Source organism: Enterococcus sp. DIV1208 (assembly GCF_050530455.1).
Lineage (GTDB): Bacteria > Bacillota > Bacilli > Lactobacillales > Enterococcaceae > Enterococcus_B > Enterococcus_B hirae.
Window position 1 is genome coordinate 2036699 of sequence record NZ_CP172887.1, and the last position, 23649, is coordinate 2060347.

The window sequence follows — 23649 nt, forward strand, 5'->3', positions numbered from 1 at the left end:
AGTAAAATAATAGAGAGAGTTTCTAGGAAAGCTTCAATATTATGGTTGAAAAGAAGAGACTAAGCCAAAACCTGCCTCAGCCTCTTCTAGTATCTCTAAAAACAGGCTTACTTCTATCCTCTGGAAATCGCCCTAGAAGAAAAAGGTATAGATTGTCAGAGGGAACTCCTGCTTCATTTGCGATGCTTATTTTTCTGGAATATAAGCTTCTCCTTGAGCGAATAGCACTGCTTCTCCACCAATCATGATCCGCTCCCCTCGTAACTCACAATCAAGGTAGCCACCTCTTGGTGAAAGCTGATGGGCAATCATTTTTTTCTTACTTAATTTATTTGCCCAATAAGGAATAAGATTGGAATGAGCAGAACCGCAAACGGGATCTTCATTGATCGTTAATTTCGGGAAAAATGTACGAGAAACAAAATCTTCCTTCTGACCACGTGCGGTTACGATCACGCCAACGCCCAAATCAAAATTTTTAATAGCTGAAAAGTTTGGTTGCAACTGTTTTACGGTTTCTTCATCTGTCAGTTCAAAAAATAAATCTCGCGCTAAATAAGCAGCTTTGATTTTTGCACCGATCGCTTTTTCGTATTCAGGTAAAATTGCTACTTTTTTAGGCATGATACTTGGAAAATCCATATAGTAAGTTTCTTGTTGTTTTGTCACAAGAAGTTCGCCACTTTGACTAGTAAATTTGATTGTTTCTTCCTCTACCCCATAATAATTGAACAAAACAAACGCTGTTGCTAAAGTAGCATGTCCACATAAGTCGATTTCACGATCCGGAGTAAACCAACGTAACTCATAGTGTTCCTCCTTTTTGACAGTAAATGCTGTTTCAGATAAGTTATTCTCAATAGCAATTTTTTGCATCACCGTATCTGGTAACCACTTCTCTAAAACGTAGACTGCTGCTGGATTCCCTTTAAACACTTCTTGTGTGAATGCATCAACAACATAATAACTTAACTTCATTTTATTCAGACTCCTTAACTTTTTGATAAATATATTCTGCACAACATAGATCTTCAATCGCTAAGCCAACGGCATCAAAAATCGTGATTGTTTCTTGTTGGTCTTTTAATAATCTTTTTCCTGAAACCAATTCACTTAACGAGCCTGAGATCGCTGATTCTGATAATTCTCCTTCAGCAATCGGAATCAGTAGATCCCCACTTTCTTTCATTGCAGCTTCATAATCATCGACATAGATGGCACTGCTTTTCATCAACTCACTAGTGATTTCACGTGTATCTGGTGTAAACGTACCAATAGCATTGATATGCGCACCAGGAGTAAGCCATTCTTTTTTCAAAAACGCCTCTTTACTAGGTGTTAGTGTACAAATGATCTCAGCTTGTTGCACTGTTTCTGCGAGTGTTTCTCCACTTGAAAATTCAATTTCCGGGTATGCTGTTTGCATTTCCTCAATAAATTGTTGACTTCTTTCTTTACTCAAGTCATAGACAGATACTTTATTGATTGAACGTATAGCACAGATCGCATTCAAATGCGAGCTTGCTTGTTGTCCAGCCCCGATTAAAGCTAATGATGCCGCTTCTTTTTTCGCCAATATATCAGTGGCTAAAGCGGAAACTGCAGCGGTACGAATCCAAGTGACTGCATTCGCGTTGATTAGCGCTACAGGTACACCGTTTTTAGAATCAAATAATAGAATTTCCCCCAAATGTGAAGATAGTCCTTGTAAATGATTATCAGGAAATGCAGTAATGATTTTTGCACCAAAATAACGATCTTTACCAAGATAAGCAGGCATCATCGCAAAAACATTTTTGTTTTTACCATCTGGCAAAATCTCTACCATACGTGTATTTTGACTAATTTTTCCTTCGCCATAATCGCTAAAACACTGACGCATTACTTCAATTGCCTCTTGAAAATCTAATCGTGATACTGCTTCTTCAAAATCGATTTTTCTCATAAAAATCTCCCCCTCACGTCCATATATTATCATTGAATTATATACATTCAATAGTATAATTGTATGGAATACAATTTTAGAGGTGAATAAAATGCCCATAAATTCTTATGAAGATTATCCGATCACTTGGCGACCTGATAAAACAAAATTAACACGCCCCATCTATAAATCTCTGATCCAACAGCTAGAAGAAGATATTCTTACAAGTAAGTTACAAAAAAATACCCAACTTCCTTCTCAGAGAGAATTAGCCGACTATTTAGATATCAATTTTACAACTGTCGGTCAGGCCTATAAATATGGTATTGAGAAAGGTCTCTTGTACACGAATATTGGAAGTGGTACGTTCGTTTCCCCTAATGCTTTTACTTCAATCACGATTTCAACTAATCAAGTAGCTGAGCATGTGATTGATTTTGGATTAGTTAGTTCTTTTGAAGACTGCAACCATCTTGTACTGCCTTTTATCCATTCAGTCAGTCTCAACCCCAATATCGTGGGTTTATTGAATTATCGTGACCCTATGGGAACCAATTTTCAATTAAAGACGGCAGTCGAGTGGTTACAGACTCAAGGTGTTCAAACAACGATTCATCATACCGCAATCGTTTCTGGTGTTCAAAATGGTCTTGCTGTGACACTTGCCGCCTTTTTTTCTCCTGGAGATCGAATCGCTATTGACCGATATACCTATTCCAATTTTATTGAGTTAGCGCATTTGTATCACTTAGAAGTAGTTCCGATCGATTTCGACCAAGAAGGAATGAAACCTGAATTATTGCTACAAGAGTGTCATAAAAAGAAAATAAAAGGGATTTATCTGATGCCTTCTTGTAATAACCCCATCGGTTTTCAACTGTCTCTCCAACGGCGTAATGAATTGAAAGCTATTATTTCCAAAGAAAAGTTATTAGTTATTGAAGACGATATTCATTCTTTTTTAACGACCCATTTTCAACAACAAGTTTTGCCACCGTTTCAACAGCTGCTACCTGACCAAACCATTTACTTGTCAGGAATGACCAAATTCATTTGTTCAGGTCTTCGTGTAGCCTATCTTGTATTCCCAGAACGTTTAAGAGAACGAATTGAACGAGCAATCTTTAATATAAACGTCAAAACATCTGGTTTAGATGCAGAAATCATCACTCAAATCTTGCACTCACCAGAAACAGTCCAGAAAATCTTAACAACAAAATTAAAGCGAACAGCCGAAGCAAATGACTGCTTTGATGCGTATTTTGATTTACCTCGTCCTTCGAATCCTTATCCTTATTATCGAAATATTCCGATCCGAGCCGATATTTCTCCCTTAGATGTAGAACAACATTTTTTGAACAAAGGGATAAGAATCTATCACTCGAATCGCTTCACTAGTCAACAACAAGCTGATCCTTTTATCCGAATCGCCCTATCATCCAATCATTTGGAGATTTTAAAAAAAGGATTACGGATCATTAAAGAAGAAATCGATGCTTATTTATGATTTTTTTTTAGTTTCTATTCTTAGGTATACTCAAAAAATCATTCAATCACTGGCAAACAAGAGAAGATCCATCACTCCTTTGATTTAGAACGTCTTCTCTTGTTATTGCGGTTCATCATTGAATCGATCATTTACTCGTAGTAAAAAAGTTTAGCACAACTTCATGCTCAACTTTTTTACTTCCTTAAGTAAGCCATTCGAATTGATTCGCCGTTCTTTCGATCACTTGGATAGCTGTCTTGACCCATGTTCCTTTAGAAACGTGACTTAAATGATTTGCATAACTTGTAGTCAGCTGTTTCAACGTTTGTTTCTTCTGTTGAAGCGTTAGCTTAGTTAACTTTTTTCTATTTTGCGATGTGGCATGACTTGGTGTTGCAACAATAAGCCGTATGAGTTGTTTCTCCAATGTTCTTTGTAATTCTTCAAACATGTTTTTCTCCCGTTTCGTTTTTATTAGTTGTTAGATTCTTTCTCTAAAGCAGAATACTTCTCTACTAATGGACATTCAATGCGACATTCGATCATTCTTTTCTCTCTGCGAAAAATCCTTTCCGCCTCTTCTTTACTATCATTTAACAGATGATAGAACTGTTTTCTGTGGGGGGAAACATCAAAAAACAAAAAATCATGGAACTGGTCTGCTAAGTGATCTAAGTAATGATCAAATTTACTTTTTTCTTTCTTTAGTTGGTCGAGTTGATTTTCTAATTGTTTTTTTTCTGAATATAACTGTTTTTCCATAGGTTGAGACTGTCCTTCACCTTTTTTCATCCATAACCCCTCCATTTTATGAAAGATATTGGGACAATGTTTTATCTGTCCTCACCTGTTCTTCAATGGTGGTAACTATCTGTTTCAGTAGCGCATCTAATTCATGTTGGACCTTTTGCAATAGGGTTAGTTGTTGTTCATAGGTAGCCACTGGCTGACGGACTAGTGTGTACTCTGTCACCTAATTTTCTGCCAGAATAGCCATTTTTTCGGTATCATTCAAATGTTCACCCCAGCGGTTCGTATCCCGTTTCGTTTGGCTCCAAAGAAGATTAGCCTGTTCAATCTCATTGTTTAGCCACTTGACCACTGTGTCTATCTCAGATTGAATCGCTTGTTTGTATCCCAAGGTAATCGTTTTCGCTTGCATCGCATCTAAAAAAATCTCTTGTGAAGAAGAAATTCCTTTACCGCTGTGACTAAATTGATGATGAATCTCAGCGAGCCGATCCAACTCTTTGCTTGTTTGATGTTTTGCTAATTGGATAATCCCTTTAGATTGTGTCACTAGATTCCCATCTTGATCAAATAAATAACCGCCCAACATATGCTGTTTGCCCAACTTCACTTTTTTAGATGTCACTTCAATTACTGTGCCCACTTGTTTTTTTGTCAGTGAATACCCGATTGGTACTAAATCTCTTGTGTCAATAAAATTGAAAATCTTTCCTTCATTCGTTAATTTATCTGCCGCTGCTTGTTGTCTGGGATTTAAAATACTGTAAATGTTGGGGCCTTGGTAGAGATATACTCCCTCTAGCCGATCATGAAAAGCAGTCGGCAAATCTGAAATAGCATATTGTCCATTCATTGAACCTAAAGAATGGCCGTATACTGAAACTTTGGCATTGGGATACATTTGCATGGTTTCTTGTAATGTATGAGCAGCAGACTTTAATTGCGGCATCGCAGTTGCTCCTCCTGCATTGATCACTTGGACAGCCGTAGGAAGATTATTTACTCCCCAATCTCGCCATACATCTCCAGGATTTACCAGTATTTTATTGATCCCTATCGAGCCTTGATAAAGGATAGTTATCTGTTTCACTTCTTTTGGCTTTTGCACTTTTGGATTTCCGTCGGTAATGATAAAACTTTTTTCTCCACTTTTTTTGTTATCTATTATCTTTGATACATAACCATATGTTTGACGATTCACTGAAATTTTTTTGTTCACTTCGAGATTCATATAGCTTTGGCTTATCATTTTTATTCTCTCTTCATCAGTCATACTCATAACTGATCCGCTCTCTCAATCAGCCTATCTAGTTTTTCTGAGAGAACTAATCCATCATTCACTAATTGGTTCCTGCGCTCATTGACTACCAATCCTAATGTTAACTCTTCATCTTGATTAATGATCAATTCAACGTTGATTCCTCCTAAACGATTAGGTTCAATACTTTCGTAATCAATTTCATACGAATGGACGATTCCTTCAGCTGCTAATGCTTTGGGATCTAACCGTTTTAACTCAGATTCGATCAGTTGCGCTACTCGGTCACTCTTAATCATATTGACCATTTCTTCATTAAGCTGCTTTTGTTTCATGTACACAATCCCTCCGATTATGATTACTGCTATCCCTAAAATTTTCATTAAACGATACAACATGTTTTGTTTTTTCATAAATCCTCTTCCTGTTTTCTATCTATTTGACCAACACGTTCGTCATTCTCTTTTCATAATAGAGATACGCAAGTACTTGAAGATTTTTGTCAGATAAACCCAATTTTTTTGTTGATCTGGTTTCTTTTACGATTCATGCTTTTGGTTTGATGAATTAGCCGAGTACACTCGTGACTTTCATCATGGGTAGTTCCTGCTCAATTAGAAGAATGTAAACAAAAAAACATAGATTTGGAACAAACGTTGTTCCAGATCTATGTTTTTCTTATCGATTAAAGTAAGGAAAAAATTATTGTCTTCGTTCCTTAAGAAAATAGTTGCATCAAAAATCCTGAAATGATCAAGACGATTGCACCGCCTAAACGATTTCCCATTTGCGCAAAAGCAATTAGTTCCATTCGATTAGCCGCAGATAATACTGCTACGTTCCCTGTACCACCCATTGAATTGTTACACAATCCAGCTGTAATGGTTGATTCAACTGGGTACAAACCGAACAAACGTCCCACGAATCCTGAAGTGAGCGAGATTGCTACAACACTTGTCAAACATAAAACAACGAATTGCCAAGTTAACGCTGAAGCTAAGACATTTAGATTCAATAGCGCAATCCCTATTCCTGCAAGGACAGCTGCTGTTAAATTCTTAACGATCAGATTATTGAACATAATTGCTGCATCCTCATAATAATCAGGTAAGAGATTTGTAATTTTACAAATCACGACAATGATGATCATGAACGCATACGCATGGATTTTTGGCACAAAGTAGTTGCCGATTTGTCCTAAAATAAAGAATGTCAATGACACCATTAGACCTACACCTAATTGAGGGATCGATGGTTTCACATTCCGTGGTTTACCGTCACCAAGATCGCCTTTTGCCATAAGTTTGCCTTCACCATTCAATTTAGGCATTGATTTTCCTGCACGAGCAACCAAAGCTGCTCCAATGATGGCTAAGACATTAGTCATTGCTGTAGCTGGGAGTAATTGAGAAATAATAGAGGAAGCATTTGTTCCTAAGACGTTCGCATAAATCGTAGATAATGGAACTGCGCCAGCTCCAACTCCTCCAGCCATTGCTGGTAAAGAGATATACAGTACGGAACGTCCAAACCCATTACCAATTAACATTCCAACTAGACCAACAGCAAAAAACGAGACAATCATTGAAATAAGTGCTACTGGAATGAAACGTACCGATGCTTTCATTAGTAAATTACGATTCATCCCTAAAATACTCCCAGTGATTAAAGCTGCGATATAAAAATCTAAGAAACCCATGTTACTTACAAAATTTTCAGTAGCTTTCACCACGTATTCTGGTAATATACCAAAAGTCGCAATTGCAGCTGAGGCAAAGATCGCAAATACGGAACCTCCACCTAGATAACTTCTAACGATTGGGATTTTTGTACCAATAAAATGAAATAAATTCCCGAATATCACTAGAACAGCGATCGGACCAATCATATTCGTTGGTAATTTTCCAAGTGCCATTGCAACGATCAGGACTAATACCATAACAAAATAGATAGGAAGACTTACTCCAGTAATCTTAGTTGTCCAAAATCCTTCTTTTGTTTTTTCTTCAACTTTTGTAGTTGATTCTTCTCTTTGTGTCATTCATACAGATCCTTTCTGAATAAAAAAGCACGGTGAAAGGCTGAGGTACGTTGAAAAATAGTTCAATATCTGATTTTTATAGCTTCTTCATCAGGTGATTCCCATTTTTCACCTCGTTGCACCTAATCAGCTGCTTTCCTTTCACCGATTAACGTACTCTGTGTATGATTGTGCTCAACTAATCCTTCATTCACTTTGTTTTAGAAATTTGGTCAAGCTTATTTGTCTAACTCTTGGTATTCTGGTACCCATTTAGCAGATTCCACTGCTGCTTTGATATCAGTGATTTCTTCACGATTCAATTTTTGAGAAACAACAGATTTCGCTACTGTTTCTGCAATTGTTTGAGAAAATTCAGTGATCTTCGCAACTGGAGGTAAAATTGCTGCGCCTGGTTGTGTAACATCAACGATTCCACCTAATGCACGACTTGCTTGAGAAATGATCTCAGCATTCACACGTGTAGCCGTTGAAGCAATCAAACCAAGTCCTAACCCTGGATACATCAACGCATTGTTTGCTTGTCCGATTTGATAAGTTACTCCTTGGTATTCCACGTCTGCTGCCGGAATCCCAGTTCCTACTAATGCTTTCCCATCAGTCCATTCAATTAAATCTTTGGCTTTCGCTTCCGCTAATTTCGTTGGATTAGACAATGGCATGATGATTGGACGTGGTGTATGGCTTGCCATTTCCTTAACGATTTCTTCCGTAAACGCACCTGGTTGAGTCGATGTCCCAATCATGATTGTTGGATGAATTTCTTTTACGACCGCTTCTAAAGTTGTTAGTTCAGCAGAATTAGTAAATTCAGATCGTTTTCGAGCAAAAGGAATTTGTCCTGGAGTCAAACCTTCTGTATCTTCAAATAATAACCCTTGTTTGTCTACTTGATAAAAGTGTTTTCGAGCTTCTTCTTCTGATACACCTTGACGAATCATTTCGTCTAATAGAATATTGGCAATACCTACGCCCGCAGTACCGGCTCCAAAAGTCAAAATCGTTTGATCTTTCAATGATTCTCCAGAAATATTCAGTCCACCTAGTACACCAGCAAGAACAACAATCCCTGTTCCTTGGATATCATCATTGAAAGTAGTGATTTTATCTTCATATTTTTCTAAGATCGTTGCAGCATTTCCTCGTCCAAAATCTTCCCAATGTAGTAATAGTTCTGGGAAAAGATCCGTTGCTGCATCAACGAATTGATCGATAAATTCATAATATTTTTGTCCTGTCACACGACGATGGCGATTTCCTAAATACAATGGATTATTTAGTAATTCTTCATTATTTGTTCCTGCATCAATCGATACAGGTAATACTTGGGCAGGGTTGATTCCAGCAGCTGCTGTATAAACCATCAATTTACCGATCGCAATATCTACACCATTGACTCCCCAGTCACCCATGCCTAAGATTCCTTCTGCATCAGTCACCACGATCAAGCGAATGTCTCGACCGTCCGCAGCATTTTGTAAACTTGCTTTGATATTTTCTGGTTCATCAATTGAAAGAAACGCAGCATCTTGCGGTTTTAAGAAAATTTCATTGTATTGTTCGATTGAATCCGCAACGACTGGATCATAAACAACTGGCATAAACTCAACTAAATGTTGTCCCATTAATTTATAGAAGAGTGTCCGGTTTGTATTGAATAAATTCATTAAGAAGATTCGTTTTTCAAGATCACTTTGTTTACTCAAATATTGTCCGTATGCTTGAATCGATTGTTCCTCTAACGTTTGGACTGTGCTTGGCAACATACCTGTAATCCCATATTTCGCACGTTCTTCTTTCGTAAAAGCTGTTCCTTTATTTAAAAATGGATTATTTAATAAGTTTAATCCTGTCAACATAGCTAATTCCTCCTAGGTTTTAGTAACAAGGGAAGTATAGGCGTGAGAAAAGAATATAGTCAAAACTAATACCTACCATAAATTTTATTTATATGTCACTTTTCCTTATAAACTATATTTTTATGAGCATTGCATTTGTATGACACTCTCGTTGAATACAATGACTCGCTTTCTGGCTCCATGACCAAATGAAGGAACGACCAACTACCGCGATTCACTTTCTTATTGTGTTGGTTAAAAAAATAAGATAAGATGAGAAAAATCTTTTGATTGGGGAAAATAAATGAAAGTATTTATCACAAGACAGCTACAACCTGATACCAAGCAAACGATCCGTGAATTGAAAGAACAGATCGAACAGCAGCGTCACTGCCAGTTTAAACTAGCTCCTGATTTTGCTGAACAAACGAACGACCAGATCCGCCATGTCCTTTGTTTTAAAGAAGAGACACTTATTGCCTATGCTTTTTTAAGTTTTTATGATGAGAGTGAACTAGAAGTGACAATGATCGTGCATGAAAATTTGGCTTGTTTACAACAACTACTTGACGAAATGATGGGATTTGCTCAAACCATCGGCCGAACAACGATTCTTTACATCACTGATCCACATGACCTTTTTTTGAAAAATTACATTGAGTCGAAAAAAGAATTGAACAAACAGTTTACTGAGTATCGGTTGATTCTTCAGCCAAACAAATTTAAACAGCTAGATTCTCCTTATCGACCACAAAAAGCTACTCTAAAGGAATCTTCCCTAATTGCCCAACTCCAATTAGGAGAAATTGGGGCAACGGTTCCTCCATTGTCATCTGAAGATTTAGAGAAAACAGTTGTTTTTCATAAAGAAAATCAACTGATTGCTTGTGCCCGAATCGAAGAGGATCTATCTTCCTATGGTATCTACGGCTTAGTCGTAGCACCGGCTTTTCGTGGTCAAGGGTTAGGTAAACTTTGCTTGAACCGTTTGATCCAAGAATTATTAATCAAAGAAGAAAAAGAAATTTATTTAGAAGTCGATGCAACCAATCAAATTGCATATGATTTATATGTAAACATGGGCTTTGAAAAGAAAAGTACATTTGATTACTATGTTTGCCAACTGACTAAATATTGAAAGCTGTCACTCCAAAGTATCACTAGAAATAAAACAGTTTTTCAGTTAAGAAATGCTCTATATAGAATGGCTTTATACGTTTTGATGTTGGTGAAGTTCACCAACATTTTTTATAGGCTCTCCCTCAATAATATCTGACAAGGAACCAAGATTCACCAACTCTTCTGCTAATCGTATTACCCTTTCCTTGTGTTCTTTATTTGACCAACTATACGAAATATACACCTTTTTTGTTTTAATATTTTCCAATAGTATTTTCCCTTATGAATATGTAATTAATACTATATATGTAGCACAACTTACTCTTTCTATACCTAATGTAGATTATCTATAGTTGTCCCCCGAATCATCTATAAAATAAAACGTCTATTTAAAGCGTGCCCTAAATAGACACTATATAATCACTGAAAAATCTAGTTGTAACTTTTCTTTATACATGGCAAAAATTTTTCTTAGTATTTGTCACACCAAATTTTGAATAAAATTTTGTAGCGCAATGTTATATAGAGAAATGATTCCCATAGAGCCACGTGTCAACATTACAAATGTGGCACCCACTAAAAAGGAAAGACAAAAAGGGACAAAAATTCAAGATTTTTGCCCCCGTCTGCTGATCCTATTTTATCAGTCAGCATGTTTTATAAATTAAGGTAAGTACTTATCTATATCATGAAAGTACGATTATCAAGAGTAACACGATCACTGTTACTACTAAATCGATAGTGTTTTCCATCCATAAGGGAAGTAATAGTCCTTTTTGATGAGACATAAAAGAATTTTTACTTTTTTTGGAAACAGCAAAATGTAATGTTTTACAGCTAAAAATAGACTTAATATTAAGAGCAGAAATTCACAGGTTTTTATAAGCACTCTAGTTTTCATAACTGGTCTCCTTGAATTTGTATTTAAAATAATTGGGGATTTTCTTAGCTCTTATTTTAAAACGAACTCATTCAATTTCCTTGTTTAGGATAGCTTACTATTTTTCTGGTACAATGTATGGAACAATCGGTACTGTTACACCAACAGAACTGCCTCTAACAAAGGGTTTGTCTTTTAGTTCTGCTAAATTCTTTGCTTGTCCTGTAATCATTACTCCTAAGACTTCTAGGTCATCTACTTTCTTATTTTCGTTTTCCTTTAGAAAATTTACCATTGCTTTATTATTCACAGAAGAAACGTGTGATTCAAATGAGCTGAAAAAATAATCTTTATCTGCTTCTGCATCAATCAGCTGATTCTTTTCATCAAAACTTAGCTGAAAACCATACGTTGGCATACCCGAACGTCCTTTGCTTTCGTCTCTCTCTTCAGAAAACAAATACAACCAGACAACATTGACATTTTCCGGAAACATTTTTTTCACTTCACTATAGCGATAGGGCCGATCAAAGGAAATAGCTACTTCTGCAAGTAAATCATCCGTGTTTTTTAAATCCGCTAATTCATTTTTCACCCCACCATAATAGTTTTCAATCGTCGGATTGTAGAATGTGGCGACTTTTTGTTTGGTTTGACGATTATATTCATATGAATTTTTAAGGGAATGATACCAAGATGTCATCCGTTCATTATTGTCCACTTCGTTGCCAAAAACATTGTACTTACTATGTAAACTACTCCAGGGTACAATGTAGCCATCAATGTTTTTCGATTGGTTAGTTACGACCTCCCCGCCCAAAATTGAGCTGTTAGCAATCACTTGTGAGTCAATTTGTGTATTTGGTGAGGCAATTGTTTGGTAAGCAAATAACGACTGATCTAGCTCATGATAATTTTTCGTAGCGACTTTATCTAATATAAAAACCAAGATACCCGACATCGTAAGAAAAATTATGATTGAAACACAACTGACCATTATTATCTGCTTTCTTTTGGCTTTTTTGATACTCCTATTCAAATCCATCACTCATCCTCCCAGTTTGCCTTTAATTTTTTTCGTGCTCTGTATAATTGTTTTTTCACGGTTTCTACTTTTTGATTTAACATACTCGCGATGTCCTCATACGATAGTCGATAATAATACTTAAAAATCAGTAATTCTTGTTCTTGCCTTTTTAGCGAGTCGATAATCATCCATAAATTTTCTGATTCATTAGTTCCATTCGACTGAGAGTCAACATAGCGAAAAATAAGCTCTTTTTCACGCTTCTTTTTCCTGAATAAATCAATATAGTTATTGAAAGAAACTCTAAAAAACCAAGGACGTAAATTATCCTGTGTCATATAGATAAGAGAAGAAAATATAGTATCATAGGTTTTAGAAACAGCATCTTCTGCGTCTTCCAACGTACTCCCCTTTTCTATTAGCACTCTGATTACTTCTTGCCCTAATAAAAGTAATACTTCTTCAAATGTTCCCTCCTGTTTCATTTCATTTTCTCCTTTCATCTATACAACGCTTGAACATCTGAAAAAGTGGACAAGAATATTCACTTTATCTGTCATTTCATTCTTAGAAACAATGACAAGTCACATACTTCATCACAAAGAACCTCTTATTATTATATCGTACCCTACGAAGGGTTTTATATTCCTATCTAGAAATCAGATATTTTCTGCATACTTTATTCTTGATCATTCCTTAAAACAAAATACACTTAACTATTTTGACTCTATTATTTATGTGGCTGATGAAACCGAGTTGATTGTTCAGACTCAGATTTGATTTTACTCCACTCATCAGTCCTTCTTGACAAAGAGCCGATTTTTAATAACCTTGGTCAAAGCAAAACAAAAAAAAACTGAACCCTTATCCATCAAGGGTTCAGCCGTCATTTTAAGACTATTCTTCTTCTTCAGCCATGAACGTGTTGAATACTTCTTCAATCATGTCCCATTCTGCATCAGTTTCGATTTGTTCTAGTTCGCCTTCTGTGCCGTCTTCATTTTCGACATAAGCATAGGCTTGTAACTCAACATCTTCATCTTCTGGTACACCAGCTGGATAAAGCAATACGTAGTTACGGCCAAATTCTTCTTGTCCATCAACTGTTAATAAAATTTCATATAACGTTTCGTTTCCTTGATCATCTACTAAGGTGATATGCTCGTGCCCTTCGTGATCGTGGTCATGTGTGTGGTTATGTTCTGTCATAAGTCTCCCTCTTTTCATTGAAATTAAAATAATTTTTTTCCTGAACCGTCTAAATAATTTTGTAAAATCATGACAGCAGCTAATTTATCAATCACTTTTTTTCTTTTAGCTCTTGATGTATTGGCTTGCTCAACTAACATTCGTTCAGCTTGAACTGTGGTTAGTCGTTCATCTTGATATTCAACTGGTAACGAGAATAATTCTTTAATTTTTTCTCCATAAGCCATTGAGCTTTCTGCTCTTGGTCCAATTGTATTATTCATATTTTTAGGTAAGCCTACGACAAATCGGTCTACTTCGTATTGATCGACTAGTTCTTTCAAACGGTCAAAGCCAAACTCTTCCGCCTCTTCATCAATACGAATGATCTCTACTCCTTGAGCGGTCCAACCAAATGGATCGCTAACAGCAATACCAACTGTTTTTGAGCCCACATCTAAGCCCATTACTCTCATATACTTACCCCATGGTTTGTTAGATAATCTTTAACAATTACTTCCATGATTTCATCGCGTTCGTGACGACGTATCAAGTTTCTTGCATCACGATAACGAGGAATGTAGGCCGGGTCTCCAGAAAGCAAGTAGCCAACAATCTGATTAATTGGATTGTAGCCTTTTTCTTCTAAAGCCCGATAAACGATCGCTAATGTCTCACTTACTTCTTTTTTACGACTATCGTCAAAACCAAAACGTACGGTTTCATCTGTAAAACCCATGATTCTACACCTCTTTCCCGCAAGGTATTCATTTACCTTCTACACTTTTATTTTACTCGAATTACCTTAAAACTACAAATAAATCTTAAAAAACTTCCGGTTAAATTAATAAACATACTTCTCATTACTTTAACATATTTGTGATCAAATGTTCAGTTACTTGATCGTATCTTAACCAAAGTATACGCTATATTTAAATAAATATAAGCTTTTTCGATAATTCTTCAAAAAGTTCATACTTTTTTCGTATACTATCGAATGTCATTAGCTATTTTTTTCTCGCCTGTCCGGTATCATAGTTGATTTCATAACCCTCTTGAACGTTATAAATAAACACATTAAATTTTATTTTTTTATCTTCAATACTTTCTGCTTCTAATTGCACTCCTCTGGCAACTAATTCATTCCCCTTAAAATGTGGAGTGACACGATAACGAACGTGATGATTGGTTTCTTTGATATAAGCGGCAATATCATTTTCATGGACTAGCATATACGGCGCATTTAATGAACGAGTACCTGTCATCAAATTTTTGATGTTGTTGTTTTGTCCAGTCAATTGATAACCAATCAAATGGCTACGATTATAAAGCCATTGGCCATCGCTTAATTTTTTTTGTTTCCAACCAGTTGGATCAATATACAACGGCTCGCGTTTTTCTTTGGGAAAAAGGTCTTTTCCCAATAACGCATTGGCCGCACCTACACGGTTCAATCGATCAATATTTGAATAGCTTTGCCATGTTCCTTTAGCTAAGCTCAAATCTTCTTCAGTGAAATCCGGGCGATTCTGATTGATCTCAATTTCTTGATGCTTCCCATCATATTCTGGTACGTCTGCTACTTTTGACGCTTGTGGGGTTGAGTCAAATAACCCAGTAATTTGTTGAACGATATCTGAATTTTTTTGTGTTGATAGTCCTAGTGCCCCTGCTAAAACAGCAACAACCACACCCATAATGGCTTTTGTTGATTTTTTCTGCATTTCTTTACTCCTTTTCTAAACAACTATTCTAAACTTTAACATACGTTCCCCTTTTTTAAAATATTTAAACTTATTTTATTCCATTTATTTCTACCTTTAATTCTCTATACTAATTAAAAATTGATCTCTTCTTAAAAAGAATACGTCATAAAAAATCATTGATCTTAAAACAGTATGCTTTCACTTAATCAAGCAAAAAATACCTTGTGACTCAAAAACAAAAAACAGTATTGATCAAACAACATGTGATCAATACTGTTTCTCTTCATTCTTATCGTTCGTTTAAGCGGGTGACGGGAATCGAACCCGCGACATCAGCTTGGGAAGCTGGGATTTTACCACTAAACTACACCCGCATCTTACAAAAATCAGTATACGCCTCTTTCTTTTCATACTCAAGTATTTATTTATTTCTCTTTTATTTAGTCATTTGTAGTAAAATAAAAGCAACAAATGAACTATTGGAGAAAATATTATGACAGAAAAAGAGTTGGATTTATTACTTGATACTTGTTTATTAGCTGGCAAAATCATGATGGAAAGCAACGCTGAGATGTACCGAGTAGAAGACACAATGAGCCGAATCGCTCTTGCTTCTGGCAATTATCGACTGGTCAGCTATGTTACTCAAACGGGTTTGTTTATTGGTCTTGACCGTACGTCAACCATTAGAATGGAACAAATCACCAATCGCTCCATTAATCTGGAAAAAGTTGTCAATGTCAATAATCTTTCTAGAAAATATGTTGCTGGTGAGTTAACTTTGAATGATCTCTACGTTGCCTTACAAGCCATTGAAAAAGACCGATCATTTTTCCCAGTATGGCTTCAAATTTTAAGTGCTGCGGTGATTAGCGGAACGATCATGGTATTATTTGGTGGAGAAATGAGTGATCTACCAATCACTTTGATGATCGGCGGTATCGGCTATGCGATTTACTTATATAGTTTAAAATTTTTTCGGATCAAATTTTTGTCAGAGTTCTTATCTTCCTTGTTAATTGGTCTTACAGCTATTCTCAGCATTCGTGTCGGATTAGGTGCCAATCAGGATTTGATCATCATCGGTTGTGTCATGCCCCTTGTTCCTGGAGTACAGATTACAAATGCTATTCGGGATTTACTAGCTGGACACTATGTTTCTGGAGTTTCTCGTGGTACAGAGGCCATGATGACTGCCACAATGATCGGATTTGCGATTGCCTTTATCTTCCAACTTTTTTATTGAGAAAGGAACATGATGATGTGGAATCTATTTATTCAATTTTCTTTTAGCTTTTTAGCCACAGCAGCTTTTGCGATCATCACCAACGTTCCTAGACGTGCCTTGATTTGTTGTGGGCTCTCTGGTGCCTTTGGCTGGATGATCTATTGGGTATGTGTGGACTTAGGTGGTACGCCGGCTTTTGGTTCGTTACTGGGTTCTTTAGGTGTTGCATTTATCAGTGATCTTTTTTCTAAACGATTAAAAATGCCTGTAACCATCTTTAATATCCCTGGCATGGTACCACTAGTTCCTGGAGGTCTGGCTTATCAAGCAGTGAGAAATCTAGTAACTGGCTCGTATCAGGCAGCTGCAAGTTATACAGTTCAAGCGATCATGATTGCTGGTGCTATTGCTTTAGGACTCGTTTTATCAGAGGTCTTCAACCACAATATCCGAAACTTCAAATTAAAACGAGAAGCCATTTTTTTGAAACGAAAAAAAAGAACAACTAAAAACGTTCATAAATGAAAAAGTAACGGCAAAAATAATCATGCCATGAATAAAAAACCAAAGTATCTAGAAAATAGGCAAGCTACAAGCTATTTTCAAGTACTTTGGTTTTTTATTGTCACATCAGTTGTTTTTGTCACTAATAATTTTAGTCTTTGCTTTAAAATGACCGATACACATATTGATTTTTGGGCGCCTCGATTTTGGTTAGAGTATTGACCTCTACAACTGGAATGTCCCGTTTGAAGGGTTCATAATAGTCAGATTGGATGGTGCCTTCTACTTTATACCACTCATCGTTTTTGACATTCGTTCCTTCCGGCATATGTGTCAATAGACCGAATACACCTGAGTCAGCAACGCAATGGATGATTCCAAAACGGAATAAGAAATTATCTTCTTTTTCCCCATCTGGCGTTTTATACACAAAGCCTTCATAAGAGATTTTTTTCCCAATAAATTCACTTGGGTAATTATAAATCAATTCCATGACTTCCAAGTAATTCTCATCAGTGATCTTAATAAGCTGTTTGTCATCATATTTTTCTTTTAATTTTTTCATCTGATCCAAATAGTCAGACTTGTTAAAATAAATGCTCGTATCAGGCTTTAAATATTGTGTCTGCATTTCAGGGTCTCCAACCGACTCCTTACTTATTGGAAAATTGAATCCTTTTGCTTCCACAATCGTCGTATCTAAACTGACTGTTGGAAATAAAGTACCGACAATAACAGGTAAAGCCAACAGAACATAAGCGATCACTCGTTGTGAGGGTTTGGTTAACCCGTGATCGTGATCATGATCGTGGTGATGGTGTACTTCTTCATCTACCTGTTTTTTCCCTTTTACTGAATCACTCTTGACCCAAATATACAATTGGACCAATGCAAGTAAAGCAGATAAAATCATCGATAAAATAGCCAAATAACGATAATGAACATTGATGTACTGATCTAATTTCCCAGATACTTGTAAATACATCATTAGCTCAAAATAACCAGATAATATCAAAAATCGTATCATACTGCTCCTCCTAGATAAATAATGTAAAACCAATCACACTAACGGCTATCAAACCAATGAGCATCAAAATAAAGCGACCATTAAAATAGCGTTTCATCATCAAAAGGTTTTTGATATCCACCATTGGTCCAAATACTAAGAATGCCACCACAGGAGCTGTACCAAAAAGGCTGAGTAAGGAGGACCCGATGAACGCATCTGCTTCCGAGCATAGGGACATCGTAAAAGCTAGAAGAAGCATAATAATAATTGCTAGTAGTTTGGTTGAGCCCAGTGTCAACATGACACGAGTTGGCAAGTAAGTTTGCATACTAGCGGCAATCAGACCACCGACAATCAGATACCGACCCGTATCAAAAAATTCATCGATCGAATGTGTGAGGACATGACCTGTTTGCTGACTAAGTTGCTTGATTCTCCCAATTTTGACCTCCTCGTGTTTATTGGTACCATGGGTGTGGTCATGATGATGGTTGTGATGATGGTTATGATCGATTGTTTGTTGGATCTTCGTTTTCAATACACTTTCTTTTTGAAAATAAGCGAGCCAGATACCAATGATCAACGCTACCACAAAGCTTCCAACCATTCGCCAACCGGCCATTTCCCAAGAGTTCCCAAATGCAATAAAAGTAGAAAAAATGACGATTGGATTGATAATAGGTGCTGTTAACATAAATGCAAAAGCGGTATGCACAGGAACTCCTTTTTTGACAAACTGATGAACGATCGGTACGATCCCACATTCACAGGATGGAAAGAAAAATCCTAAAACAGAACCAGTCAAAATGGATAAAAAGCGATTGTCTGGTAACCAGCGTTTGACTCGCTCAGGTGTTAAAAAGACTTGTAGTGCCCCAGAGATGAGACAGCCTAATAGAACAAATGGTAAAGCTTCAATAACGATTGATAGAAAAATCGTACTCATCTGCAATACCGAATTTGGTATAAAAGAAAACATTTTTTCGCTCCTTACTATAAACATCATTTGCCAGAATAATATACGCTTTTCGCTAAAAAAAAACAAGATTACTTCTATTTCTTACCTAACTCTTATCTTTTATTTGATAAAAATAAGACAAGTTAATTGACTTTTTTTCTTATTGTGATTAAATGGGTTCACGAAATCTTTCACAACGTTTATTGTGAAAGGCTGTTTTGATTAGGAAGGACGTTTTTTATATGAAAAAAACCACGAATCTATCAGAAGTACATCAGTCATTAGCACAAGATGAAACGGTAGTTCTTTACTTATCTATGCCAAATTGCAGCGTATGTCATGCTGTTCTTCCTCGTTTGAAGAAATTATTGGATCAGTATGATTTTCCTAGTTTTCATTTAGATGCTGTGGAAACACCTGAAGTAGCTAGCGCCTTTCAAATATTGACTACTCCTGTTATTTTGATCTACCATAAAAATAAAGAAGTCGAACGACAAGCACGCTTTATCAATTTTGCGAAACTAGAAACGTTGCTGGATCAGTTAAATAACTCTGATGAAACGATCAGCTATGAAGAATTGTTTCAGTAATCGTTGTCTTAACCTATACTATAGCCATATGAAGATAATTAATGCGCGCTAACCTTTAGATAGGATAAAATACCTCTTAGGTTTACTTAGATTTGCTTAAGTTCCCTTCATCTTACTATGGGCGAAATTTTGGAAATTCGTTCTAGTATTTTTTTCACTATGGTTTATTTAGCTATGTAGTTGACATTACGTAAAAACACCATAGAGGTTGAACTTCATTCAATCTCCATGGTGTTTTAATATTTGAAATCTGCGGGTAACATTGCACCGCACTAATTTCATAGTACTTCTCGCACTCGCTCTAGATTTTGAGATTTCGTGTATATTGATCTGGATTTCTCACTTGCAAACTCTCAACAACTAGCTGATTACGTCGATTCAAGTGTCCTGTAACAGCAATGTTATATTTTCTTTCTTCCATCATCATCAACTTATCCGCAATCTCGACATTTGCAACAATACAATTAAGTGGCTGATGAATGGTTTCCAATGTAAACCGAACAAGCAATGGTTGCGTCTTTATCACTCTGATCTTATCAAGTAAACCTACATGTGTTTTCACATTGATCACCTCGATAATCGTTAGAAAAAGTCTCAAATCAGTTCAATTTTTCATTGAAATCAAATGGTCATTACCAAGAAAGAAACGTTCTTTCCTATGCAATTCGGACATAACTTTCCTTCAAAAAATATCTTTTTCGATACAACTAGTCCAAGTCGTGAAATTGTCGATATACTTCTTGCTTTTTGAGTCCGTTTTTTACAGCAACAGCTTTAATAGCTGCATTTGTTTTTTCCCCAAGAGCAATCAACTGTTCGACTTGTTCTTTCAATGATCCTTCAATTTGTGTTTGTGGCTCTTCACTTCCAGTATTTCCTTCAACCAATAAACAGCATTCTCCCTTTACAGGGTGTTCTTCAATGTAGTCTAATAACTCTTCAATACTTCCACGTAAATATTCTTCATGGATTTTTGTTAATTCTCGACACAAAACAACTTGACGGTTACCAAAAACAGTCAACATATTCGTTAAAGTTGCACTGATCCGATAAGGAGATTCGTAAAAAATCAATGTAGCTGTGTATTCTTTCAATGTTTCTAACGTTGTTTGTTGTTCTTTTTTCTTTCTTCCTAAAAAACCATAAAATAAAAATGGCTGAGGTAACAAGCCTGAAGCAATCAACGCAGTCATCCCAGCAGTTGGTCCTGGAATAGCGACTACTGGAATCCCCGCTTGGATGCAAGCAAGTACCAGCTCATGTCCTGGATCGCTAATAGAAGGCATCCCAGCATCACTTACCTGTGCAATCGAGCGACCAGACATCAACTCAGCGATCAATTGCGGAATTCGTTCCTTATAGTTGTGTTCATGTAAACTTTTTTGCGGTGTCTGAATCTCAAAATGATTCAGTAATTTTTGGGTATTTCGTGTATCCTCACTGGCAATCAAGTCTACTTCTTGTAATATCCGTACACTACGATAAGTCATATCTTCTAAATTGCCAATCGGAGTCGGTACTAAATAAAGCGAGCCAGTTTCATGATGTCCTTTAAAACTTTTTTGATTAAGCATGATTTATTCTCCTGTGTAAGAGGTCGTGAAAACATCGGGTAGCTCCGATGACAATAAGAAAGAATTTTTTGAAACAGCTTCTCATGTTTTGAAAAATTCAGGCTTATTTCAAGGAGCTGATGTTTGAACGCCGTGTAAAGGTCGTGAAAAGCATGGGCTGCTTCAAGAATTAAGAACGAAAAATTGAAAATAGCTTTTCATATTTTTAATTTTTTGAGCTTAATTCCGCAGAAGCAATGCTTTGAACGCCATATAAGAGGTCGTGAACAACACGGCCTCCTTTAAGAATTAAGGGCGAAACATTGAAAAATAGCATTTCTTATTTTTTATTTTCGGACTTAATTCCGTAGAAGTGATACTGTGAGTGCCGTTTATTGATCGCTAAAAATAAGCAATATCAGGCTTGTTTCAAATCTCTTTGTTTACCGTCCGCTTTCTCGATAGATGACTTCTAAACAAAAGGCACAAGGTTCGTCATTCTCACGTCTTGAGCCATAGAGATCATAACAAACATGAAAGCCTTCTTCATAAATCTTTTCTAAGTTCATACGAGATTTTGAAAGTTCTTGTTTCACATTATCTGCTGGTGTTTGTACTTGATTTAATTCCCGTAAATGCTCTCTTAAACGTTGATTTTCCATTTCCAACGTTGTATTTTTTTCAACGATCTCATGTAATGCTTGCTTCATTTCCACCAATTCAGTTAATGTATTTCTTAGCTCTGATTCTAATTGGTTCAAGCCATCATATAATGATCTCTTATCCATTTATCTCACCTACCTGGATGAAGTTTTTCAATTCATCCCATTCATATTCGATTGGATTTTCCCGACCTGTTAATCGAACATTTACTAGTCGATTAAGTAAGTTCAAGCCGACAACTTTCCCTTTACCATCAGGAGTGTTAACCACTGTTCCAAAATCTGGAAGTGCTTTTTTTGCTAATTCATATTCTTCATTTTCATATTGCAAGCAACACATCAAACGTCCACACAACCCAGATATCTTAGTCGGGTTTAAGGACAAATTTTGATTTTTTGCCATTTTGATTGAAACTGGGACAAAATCTCCTAAAAAAGAAGCACAGCATAAAGGCCGTCCACATGGGCCAATTCCACCTAGCAATTTTGCTTCATCTCGTACTCCGATTTGTTGAAGTTCAATCCTAGTGCGAAACACGGCAGCTAAGTCTTTGACTAATTCCCGAAAATCAATTCGTCCATCTGCTGTGAATGAAAAAATGAGTTTACTACGATCTAACGTATATTCTACATGAATGATCTTCATTTCTAACCCATGTTTTTTGACTTTTTCTTTCGCAATCAGCCTGGCTTGTTCTGCATCTTCTTTATTTTTTTGTTCTTTTTCGAGTTCTGCTTGTGTCGCTTTATGCAAAATTGAACTGATTTGCTCAGGCAATTCTTCCGGATCAAGTTCTGCTTTAGGAATGGCGACAGTTGCAATATGTAAGTTTTTTTGAGTTTCAACGATTACTTTCTCGTTGTATTCATACGTTAATTGACCAGGTTTAAAATAATAGATAGGACCTGCTTCTTTATAACGGACACCTACTACTTCGACCATTTCCATCCCCCTTGACCCTCATTTTTCCTGCTGTCTCAGCCAGTAATTGTTTGTAAAACAAACTGTTCCGCTACTGCTTGGAAGCTGACATTGCTTCTTAATTTCTGTTCCGCTAATAAAATACGCTCAATCGTCTGATTAATACGTGTTACTTTTCTAAGATTTTCTGCTATTAAAGCTTGTTGTAAAGCTTCTTGATAATAAAACATTAAGATCGATAAACCAGTAAATTGTTGCGATTTTTCTTTAAAAGTCTTTATTAACTTTTTTTGAACATAAATGAATGCTTGTGTATCATTTTTTTGCAAATACACAAACCACTGTTGAATCGAATCCTTAGCATCATTAAACCATTCATTTTGCGATATTTCAACTGCTTTTGTGAAACTGTTCGTCAAGAAAGTCAAAAGTTTCGCTTTTTCTAAAGGAATCTGTGCTTGTTGTAATTTATAAATCAACGCATCTTTAGCCAGCTCCTGAAAATGCAAGATTTGGCAGCGTGATTGAATCGTTGGTAGGATTCGCCCAATCGAATCTGTTTCTAAGATCGCTAGAAAATCGCCTGGTGGTTCTTCTAAAAACTTAAGCAAACTATTTGCTGCACTTGCATTCATCTTTTCTGCTTCTTGAATAAGGAAAACTTTCTTCCGAGATTCATAACCACTACGACTAAATTCGGTTTGTAAACGTCTAATTTGATCGACTTTGATCGTTTGCCCTTCTGGTACGATCGTTAAAACGTCTGGATGTTCTTGGTTTTGGATTCGTTGACAATTATTGCATACTCCACAAGGAAGTTGTTCCTGCAGATTCGTACAAAACAGGTGTTGTGCTAACCAAATCCCCATTTCGTGTTTTCCCGTTCCTTTTTCGCCTTCAAAAAGATAAGCATGAGCGAGGCGCCCATGCTCAAAACTTCGTTGAAGCTGTTGATACACGATAGGTTGCATTTGATCCAGCGTAAATTCTTGATCCATGGCGC

At 36.4% G+C, this 23649-nt stretch carries 28 protein-coding genes and 1 tRNA gene; 5 read left to right on the plus strand and 24 right to left on the minus strand.

The window, feature by feature from the left end; genetic code table 11:
- Positions 1 to 186: 186 nt before the first annotated feature.
- Both IGK91_RS09380 and IGK91_RS09385 read right to left on the minus strand, forming a co-directional pair.
- Entirely contained in the window at positions 187 to 978 is a 792-nt protein-coding gene (locus IGK91_RS09380) for a PhzF family phenazine biosynthesis protein (RefSeq protein ID WP_010738028.1), read from the minus strand.
- Between the two features lies 1 nt (position 979).
- Entirely contained in the window at positions 980 to 1945 is a 966-nt protein-coding gene (locus IGK91_RS09385; RefSeq protein ID WP_081123235.1) for an ornithine cyclodeaminase family protein, read from the minus strand.
- Positions 1946 to 2036: 91 nt separating this feature from the next.
- Here IGK91_RS09385 and IGK91_RS09390 point away from each other — a divergent pair, with 91 nt between their 5' ends.
- Positions 2037 to 3431 (plus strand): PLP-dependent aminotransferase family protein, encoded by a 1395-nt coding sequence (locus tag IGK91_RS09390; RefSeq protein WP_010738030.1) that lies wholly within the window; start codon positions 2037 to 2039, stop codon positions 3429 to 3431.
- A gap of 184 nt (positions 3432 to 3615) precedes the next feature.
- Here IGK91_RS09390 and IGK91_RS09395 read toward each other — a convergent pair whose 3' ends face one another.
- The 7 genes from IGK91_RS09395 to IGK91_RS09425 form a co-directional block, all read right to left on the minus strand.
- Positions 3616 to 3864: a hypothetical protein gene (locus IGK91_RS09395; RefSeq protein ID WP_010738031.1), complete on the minus strand. Its 249-nt coding sequence runs from the start codon at positions 3862 to 3864 to the stop codon at positions 3616 to 3618.
- A 23-nt stretch (positions 3865 to 3887) separates the two neighbouring features.
- Positions 3888 to 4205 carry a hypothetical protein gene (locus IGK91_RS09400; protein WP_010738032.1) on the minus strand — a complete coding sequence of 106 codons (318 nt, stop codon included), beginning with the start codon at positions 4203 to 4205 and terminating at the stop codon, positions 3888 to 3890.
- A 16-nt stretch (positions 4206 to 4221) separates the two neighbouring features.
- Positions 4222 to 4386, minus strand: coding sequence for a hypothetical protein (locus IGK91_RS09405; protein WP_154650182.1), 165 nt, complete (start codon positions 4384 to 4386; stop codon positions 4222 to 4224).
- A complete protein-coding gene (locus IGK91_RS09410) occupies positions 4387 to 5412 on the minus strand; it encodes an Mbeg1-like protein (RefSeq protein ID WP_014834494.1) in 1026 nt (341 codons plus the stop codon).
- Between the two features lie 26 nt (positions 5413 to 5438).
- Positions 5439 to 5834 (minus strand): DUF1310 family protein, encoded by a 396-nt coding sequence (locus tag IGK91_RS09415; RefSeq protein WP_010738034.1) that lies wholly within the window; start codon positions 5832 to 5834, stop codon positions 5439 to 5441.
- A 305-nt stretch (positions 5835 to 6139) separates the two neighbouring features.
- Positions 6140 to 7462 carry a 2-hydroxycarboxylate transporter family protein gene (locus tag IGK91_RS09420; RefSeq protein ID WP_010718665.1) on the minus strand — a complete coding sequence of 441 codons (1323 nt, stop codon included), beginning with the start codon at positions 7460 to 7462 and terminating at the stop codon, positions 6140 to 6142.
- A gap of 218 nt (positions 7463 to 7680) precedes the next feature.
- Positions 7681 to 9321 (minus strand): malolactic enzyme, encoded by a 1641-nt coding sequence (locus IGK91_RS09425; RefSeq protein ID WP_010718666.1) that lies wholly within the window; start codon positions 9319 to 9321, stop codon positions 7681 to 7683.
- Positions 9322 to 9604: 283 nt separating this feature from the next.
- Between IGK91_RS09425 and IGK91_RS09430 the strand changes: the two genes are divergently transcribed.
- On the plus strand, positions 9605 to 10438 hold the full coding sequence (locus tag IGK91_RS09430) for a GNAT family N-acetyltransferase (RefSeq protein ID WP_010738035.1): 834 nt from the start codon (positions 9605 to 9607) through the stop codon (positions 10436 to 10438).
- A gap of 72 nt (positions 10439 to 10510) precedes the next feature.
- Here the strand turns inward: IGK91_RS09430 and IGK91_RS09435 are convergent, their stop codons facing one another.
- From IGK91_RS09435 to IGK91_RS09470, 8 genes are all read right to left on the minus strand, one after another.
- Complete coding sequence (locus IGK91_RS09435; RefSeq protein WP_014834493.1) at positions 10511 to 10687, minus strand: SEFIR domain-containing protein; 177 nt, start codon at positions 10685 to 10687, stop codon at positions 10511 to 10513.
- 730 nt (positions 10688 to 11417) lie between these two features.
- Entirely contained in the window at positions 11418 to 12344 is a 927-nt protein-coding gene (locus IGK91_RS09440; protein ID WP_010738037.1) for an anti sigma factor C-terminal domain-containing protein, read from the minus strand.
- Positions 12344 to 12829: an RNA polymerase sigma factor gene (locus tag IGK91_RS09445; protein ID WP_225428968.1), complete on the minus strand. Its 486-nt coding sequence runs from the start codon at positions 12827 to 12829 to the stop codon at positions 12344 to 12346. The genes IGK91_RS09440 and IGK91_RS09445 overlap by 1 nt, the downstream gene beginning before the upstream one ends.
- A gap of 394 nt (positions 12830 to 13223) precedes the next feature.
- The gene (locus IGK91_RS09450) at positions 13224 to 13535 is read right to left on the minus strand and encodes a DUF1292 domain-containing protein (protein ID WP_010718676.1); all 312 of its coding nucleotides are present in this window, start codon (positions 13533 to 13535) and stop codon (positions 13224 to 13226) included.
- Between the two features lie 23 nt (positions 13536 to 13558).
- Positions 13559 to 13990: a Holliday junction resolvase RuvX gene (gene ruvX, locus IGK91_RS09455; RefSeq protein ID WP_010718677.1), complete on the minus strand. Its 432-nt coding sequence runs from the start codon at positions 13988 to 13990 to the stop codon at positions 13559 to 13561.
- Positions 13987 to 14253 carry an IreB family regulatory phosphoprotein gene (locus IGK91_RS09460; protein ID WP_010718678.1) on the minus strand — a complete coding sequence of 89 codons (267 nt, stop codon included), beginning with the start codon at positions 14251 to 14253 and terminating at the stop codon, positions 13987 to 13989. Before IGK91_RS09460 ends, ruvX begins: the two co-directional genes overlap by 4 nt.
- 268 nt (positions 14254 to 14521) lie before the next feature.
- Positions 14522 to 15238 (minus strand): DNA/RNA non-specific endonuclease, encoded by a 717-nt coding sequence (locus tag IGK91_RS09465; protein ID WP_010718679.1) that lies wholly within the window; start codon positions 15236 to 15238, stop codon positions 14522 to 14524.
- Positions 15239 to 15523: 285 nt separating this feature from the next.
- Positions 15524 to 15594, minus strand: a tRNA-Gly gene (locus IGK91_RS09470).
- A gap of 119 nt (positions 15595 to 15713) precedes the next feature.
- On the opposite strand from IGK91_RS09470, the gene IGK91_RS09475 reads away from it, so the two are divergent.
- Together IGK91_RS09475 and IGK91_RS09480 are read left to right on the plus strand one after the other, a co-directional pair.
- On the plus strand, positions 15714 to 16466 hold the full coding sequence (locus tag IGK91_RS09475) for a threonine/serine exporter family protein (RefSeq protein WP_010738039.1): 753 nt from the start codon (positions 15714 to 15716) through the stop codon (positions 16464 to 16466).
- Positions 16467 to 16481: 15 nt separating this feature from the next.
- Positions 16482 to 16973: a threonine/serine exporter family protein gene (locus IGK91_RS09480; RefSeq protein WP_010718681.1), complete on the plus strand. Its 492-nt coding sequence runs from the start codon at positions 16482 to 16484 to the stop codon at positions 16971 to 16973.
- Positions 16974 to 17115: 142 nt separating this feature from the next.
- Here the strand turns inward: IGK91_RS09480 and IGK91_RS09485 are convergent, their stop codons facing one another.
- Entirely contained in the window at positions 17116 to 17979 is an 864-nt protein-coding gene (locus IGK91_RS09485; RefSeq protein ID WP_010718682.1) for a TIGR03943 family putative permease subunit, read from the minus strand.
- A 10-nt stretch (positions 17980 to 17989) separates the two neighbouring features.
- Entirely contained in the window at positions 17990 to 18940 is a 951-nt protein-coding gene (locus IGK91_RS09490) for a permease (RefSeq protein ID WP_010738040.1), read from the minus strand.
- A gap of 221 nt (positions 18941 to 19161) precedes the next feature.
- On the opposite strand from IGK91_RS09490, the gene IGK91_RS09495 reads away from it, so the two are divergent.
- Entirely contained in the window at positions 19162 to 19509 is a 348-nt protein-coding gene (locus IGK91_RS09495; RefSeq protein ID WP_181934385.1) for a thioredoxin family protein, read from the plus strand.
- Positions 19510 to 19810: 301 nt separating this feature from the next.
- Here IGK91_RS09495 and IGK91_RS09500 read toward each other — a convergent pair whose 3' ends face one another.
- From IGK91_RS09500 to holB, 5 genes are all read right to left on the minus strand, one after another.
- On the minus strand, positions 19811 to 20071 hold the full coding sequence (locus IGK91_RS09500; RefSeq protein WP_081123238.1) for a hypothetical protein: 261 nt from the start codon (positions 20069 to 20071) through the stop codon (positions 19811 to 19813).
- A 145-nt stretch (positions 20072 to 20216) separates the two neighbouring features.
- The gene (rsmI, locus tag IGK91_RS09505; RefSeq protein WP_010718684.1) at positions 20217 to 21083 is read right to left on the minus strand and encodes a 16S rRNA (cytidine(1402)-2'-O)-methyltransferase; all 867 of its coding nucleotides are present in this window, start codon (positions 21081 to 21083) and stop codon (positions 20217 to 20219) included.
- Positions 21084 to 21505: 422 nt separating this feature from the next.
- Entirely contained in the window at positions 21506 to 21850 is a 345-nt protein-coding gene (locus IGK91_RS09510; protein WP_010718685.1) for a DNA replication initiation control protein YabA, read from the minus strand.
- Positions 21843 to 22667 carry a PSP1 domain-containing protein gene (locus IGK91_RS09515; RefSeq protein ID WP_010738041.1) on the minus strand — a complete coding sequence of 275 codons (825 nt, stop codon included), beginning with the start codon at positions 22665 to 22667 and terminating at the stop codon, positions 21843 to 21845. The genes IGK91_RS09510 and IGK91_RS09515 overlap by 8 nt, the downstream gene beginning before the upstream one ends.
- A gap of 35 nt (positions 22668 to 22702) precedes the next feature.
- A complete protein-coding gene (gene holB, locus IGK91_RS09520; protein ID WP_010718687.1) occupies positions 22703 to 23644 on the minus strand; it encodes a DNA polymerase III subunit delta' in 942 nt (313 codons plus the stop codon).
- Positions 23645 to 23649 lie beyond the last annotated feature (5 nt).

Excerpts from the sequence above, each read along its gene's own strand:
- IGK91_RS09380 (WP_010738028.1), bottom strand. The coding sequence starts at position 978 with ATGAAGTTAAGTTATTATGTTGTTGATGCATTCACACAAGAAGTGTTT.
- IGK91_RS09385 (WP_081123235.1), bottom strand. The coding sequence starts at position 1,945 with ATGAGAAAAATCGATTTTGAAGAAGCAGTATCACGATTAGATTTTCAA.
- IGK91_RS09390 (WP_010738030.1), top strand. The coding sequence starts at position 2,037 with ATGCCCATAAATTCTTATGAAGATTATCCGATCACTTGGCGACCTGAT.
- IGK91_RS09395 (WP_010738031.1), bottom strand. The coding sequence starts at position 3,864 with ATGTTTGAAGAATTACAAAGAACATTGGAGAAACAACTCATACGGCTT.
- IGK91_RS09400 (WP_010738032.1), bottom strand. The coding sequence starts at position 4,205 with ATGAAAAAAGGTGAAGGACAGTCTCAACCTATGGAAAAACAGTTATAT.
- IGK91_RS09410 (WP_014834494.1), bottom strand. The coding sequence starts at position 5,412 with ATGATAAGCCAAAGCTATATGAATCTCGAAGTGAACAAAAAAATTTCA.
- IGK91_RS09415 (WP_010738034.1), bottom strand. The coding sequence starts at position 5,834 with ATGAAAAAACAAAACATGTTGTATCGTTTAATGAAAATTTTAGGGATA.
- IGK91_RS09420 (WP_010718665.1), bottom strand. The coding sequence starts at position 7,462 with ATGACACAAAGAGAAGAATCAACTACAAAAGTTGAAGAAAAAACAAAA.
- IGK91_RS09425 (WP_010718666.1), bottom strand. The coding sequence starts at position 9,321 with ATGTTGACAGGATTAAACTTATTAAATAATCCATTTTTAAATAAAGGA.
- IGK91_RS09430 (WP_010738035.1), top strand. The coding sequence starts at position 9,605 with ATGAAAGTATTTATCACAAGACAGCTACAACCTGATACCAAGCAAACG.
- IGK91_RS09440 (WP_010738037.1), bottom strand. The coding sequence starts at position 12,344 with ATGGATTTGAATAGGAGTATCAAAAAAGCCAAAAGAAAGCAGATAATA.
- IGK91_RS09445 (WP_225428968.1), bottom strand. The coding sequence starts at position 12,829 with ATGAAAGGAGAAAATGAAATGAAACAGGAGGGAACATTTGAAGAAGTA.
- IGK91_RS09450 (WP_010718676.1), bottom strand. The coding sequence starts at position 13,535 with ATGACAGAACATAACCACACACATGACCACGATCACGAAGGGCACGAG.
- ruvX (WP_010718677.1), bottom strand. The coding sequence starts at position 13,990 with ATGAGAGTAATGGGCTTAGATGTGGGCTCAAAAACAGTTGGTATTGCT.
- IGK91_RS09460 (WP_010718678.1), bottom strand. The coding sequence starts at position 14,253 with ATGGGTTTTACAGATGAAACCGTACGTTTTGGTTTTGACGATAGTCGT.
- IGK91_RS09465 (WP_010718679.1), bottom strand. The coding sequence starts at position 15,238 with ATGCAGAAAAAATCAACAAAAGCCATTATGGGTGTGGTTGTTGCTGTT.
- IGK91_RS09475 (WP_010738039.1), top strand. The coding sequence starts at position 15,714 with ATGACAGAAAAAGAGTTGGATTTATTACTTGATACTTGTTTATTAGCT.
- IGK91_RS09480 (WP_010718681.1), top strand. The coding sequence starts at position 16,482 with ATGTGGAATCTATTTATTCAATTTTCTTTTAGCTTTTTAGCCACAGCA.
- IGK91_RS09485 (WP_010718682.1), bottom strand. The coding sequence starts at position 17,979 with ATGATACGATTTTTGATATTATCTGGTTATTTTGAGCTAATGATGTAT.
- IGK91_RS09490 (WP_010738040.1), bottom strand. The coding sequence starts at position 18,940 with ATGTTTTCTTTTATACCAAATTCGGTATTGCAGATGAGTACGATTTTT.
- IGK91_RS09495 (WP_181934385.1), top strand. The coding sequence starts at position 19,162 with ATGAAAAAAACCACGAATCTATCAGAAGTACATCAGTCATTAGCACAA.
- rsmI (WP_010718684.1), bottom strand. The coding sequence starts at position 21,083 with ATGCTTAATCAAAAAAGTTTTAAAGGACATCATGAAACTGGCTCGCTT.
- IGK91_RS09510 (WP_010718685.1), bottom strand. The coding sequence starts at position 21,850 with ATGGATAAGAGATCATTATATGATGGCTTGAACCAATTAGAATCAGAG.
- IGK91_RS09515 (WP_010738041.1), bottom strand. The coding sequence starts at position 22,667 with ATGGTCGAAGTAGTAGGTGTCCGTTATAAAGAAGCAGGTCCTATCTAT.
- holB (WP_010718687.1), bottom strand. The coding sequence starts at position 23,644 with ATGGATCAAGAATTTACGCTGGATCAAATGCAACCTATCGTGTATCAA.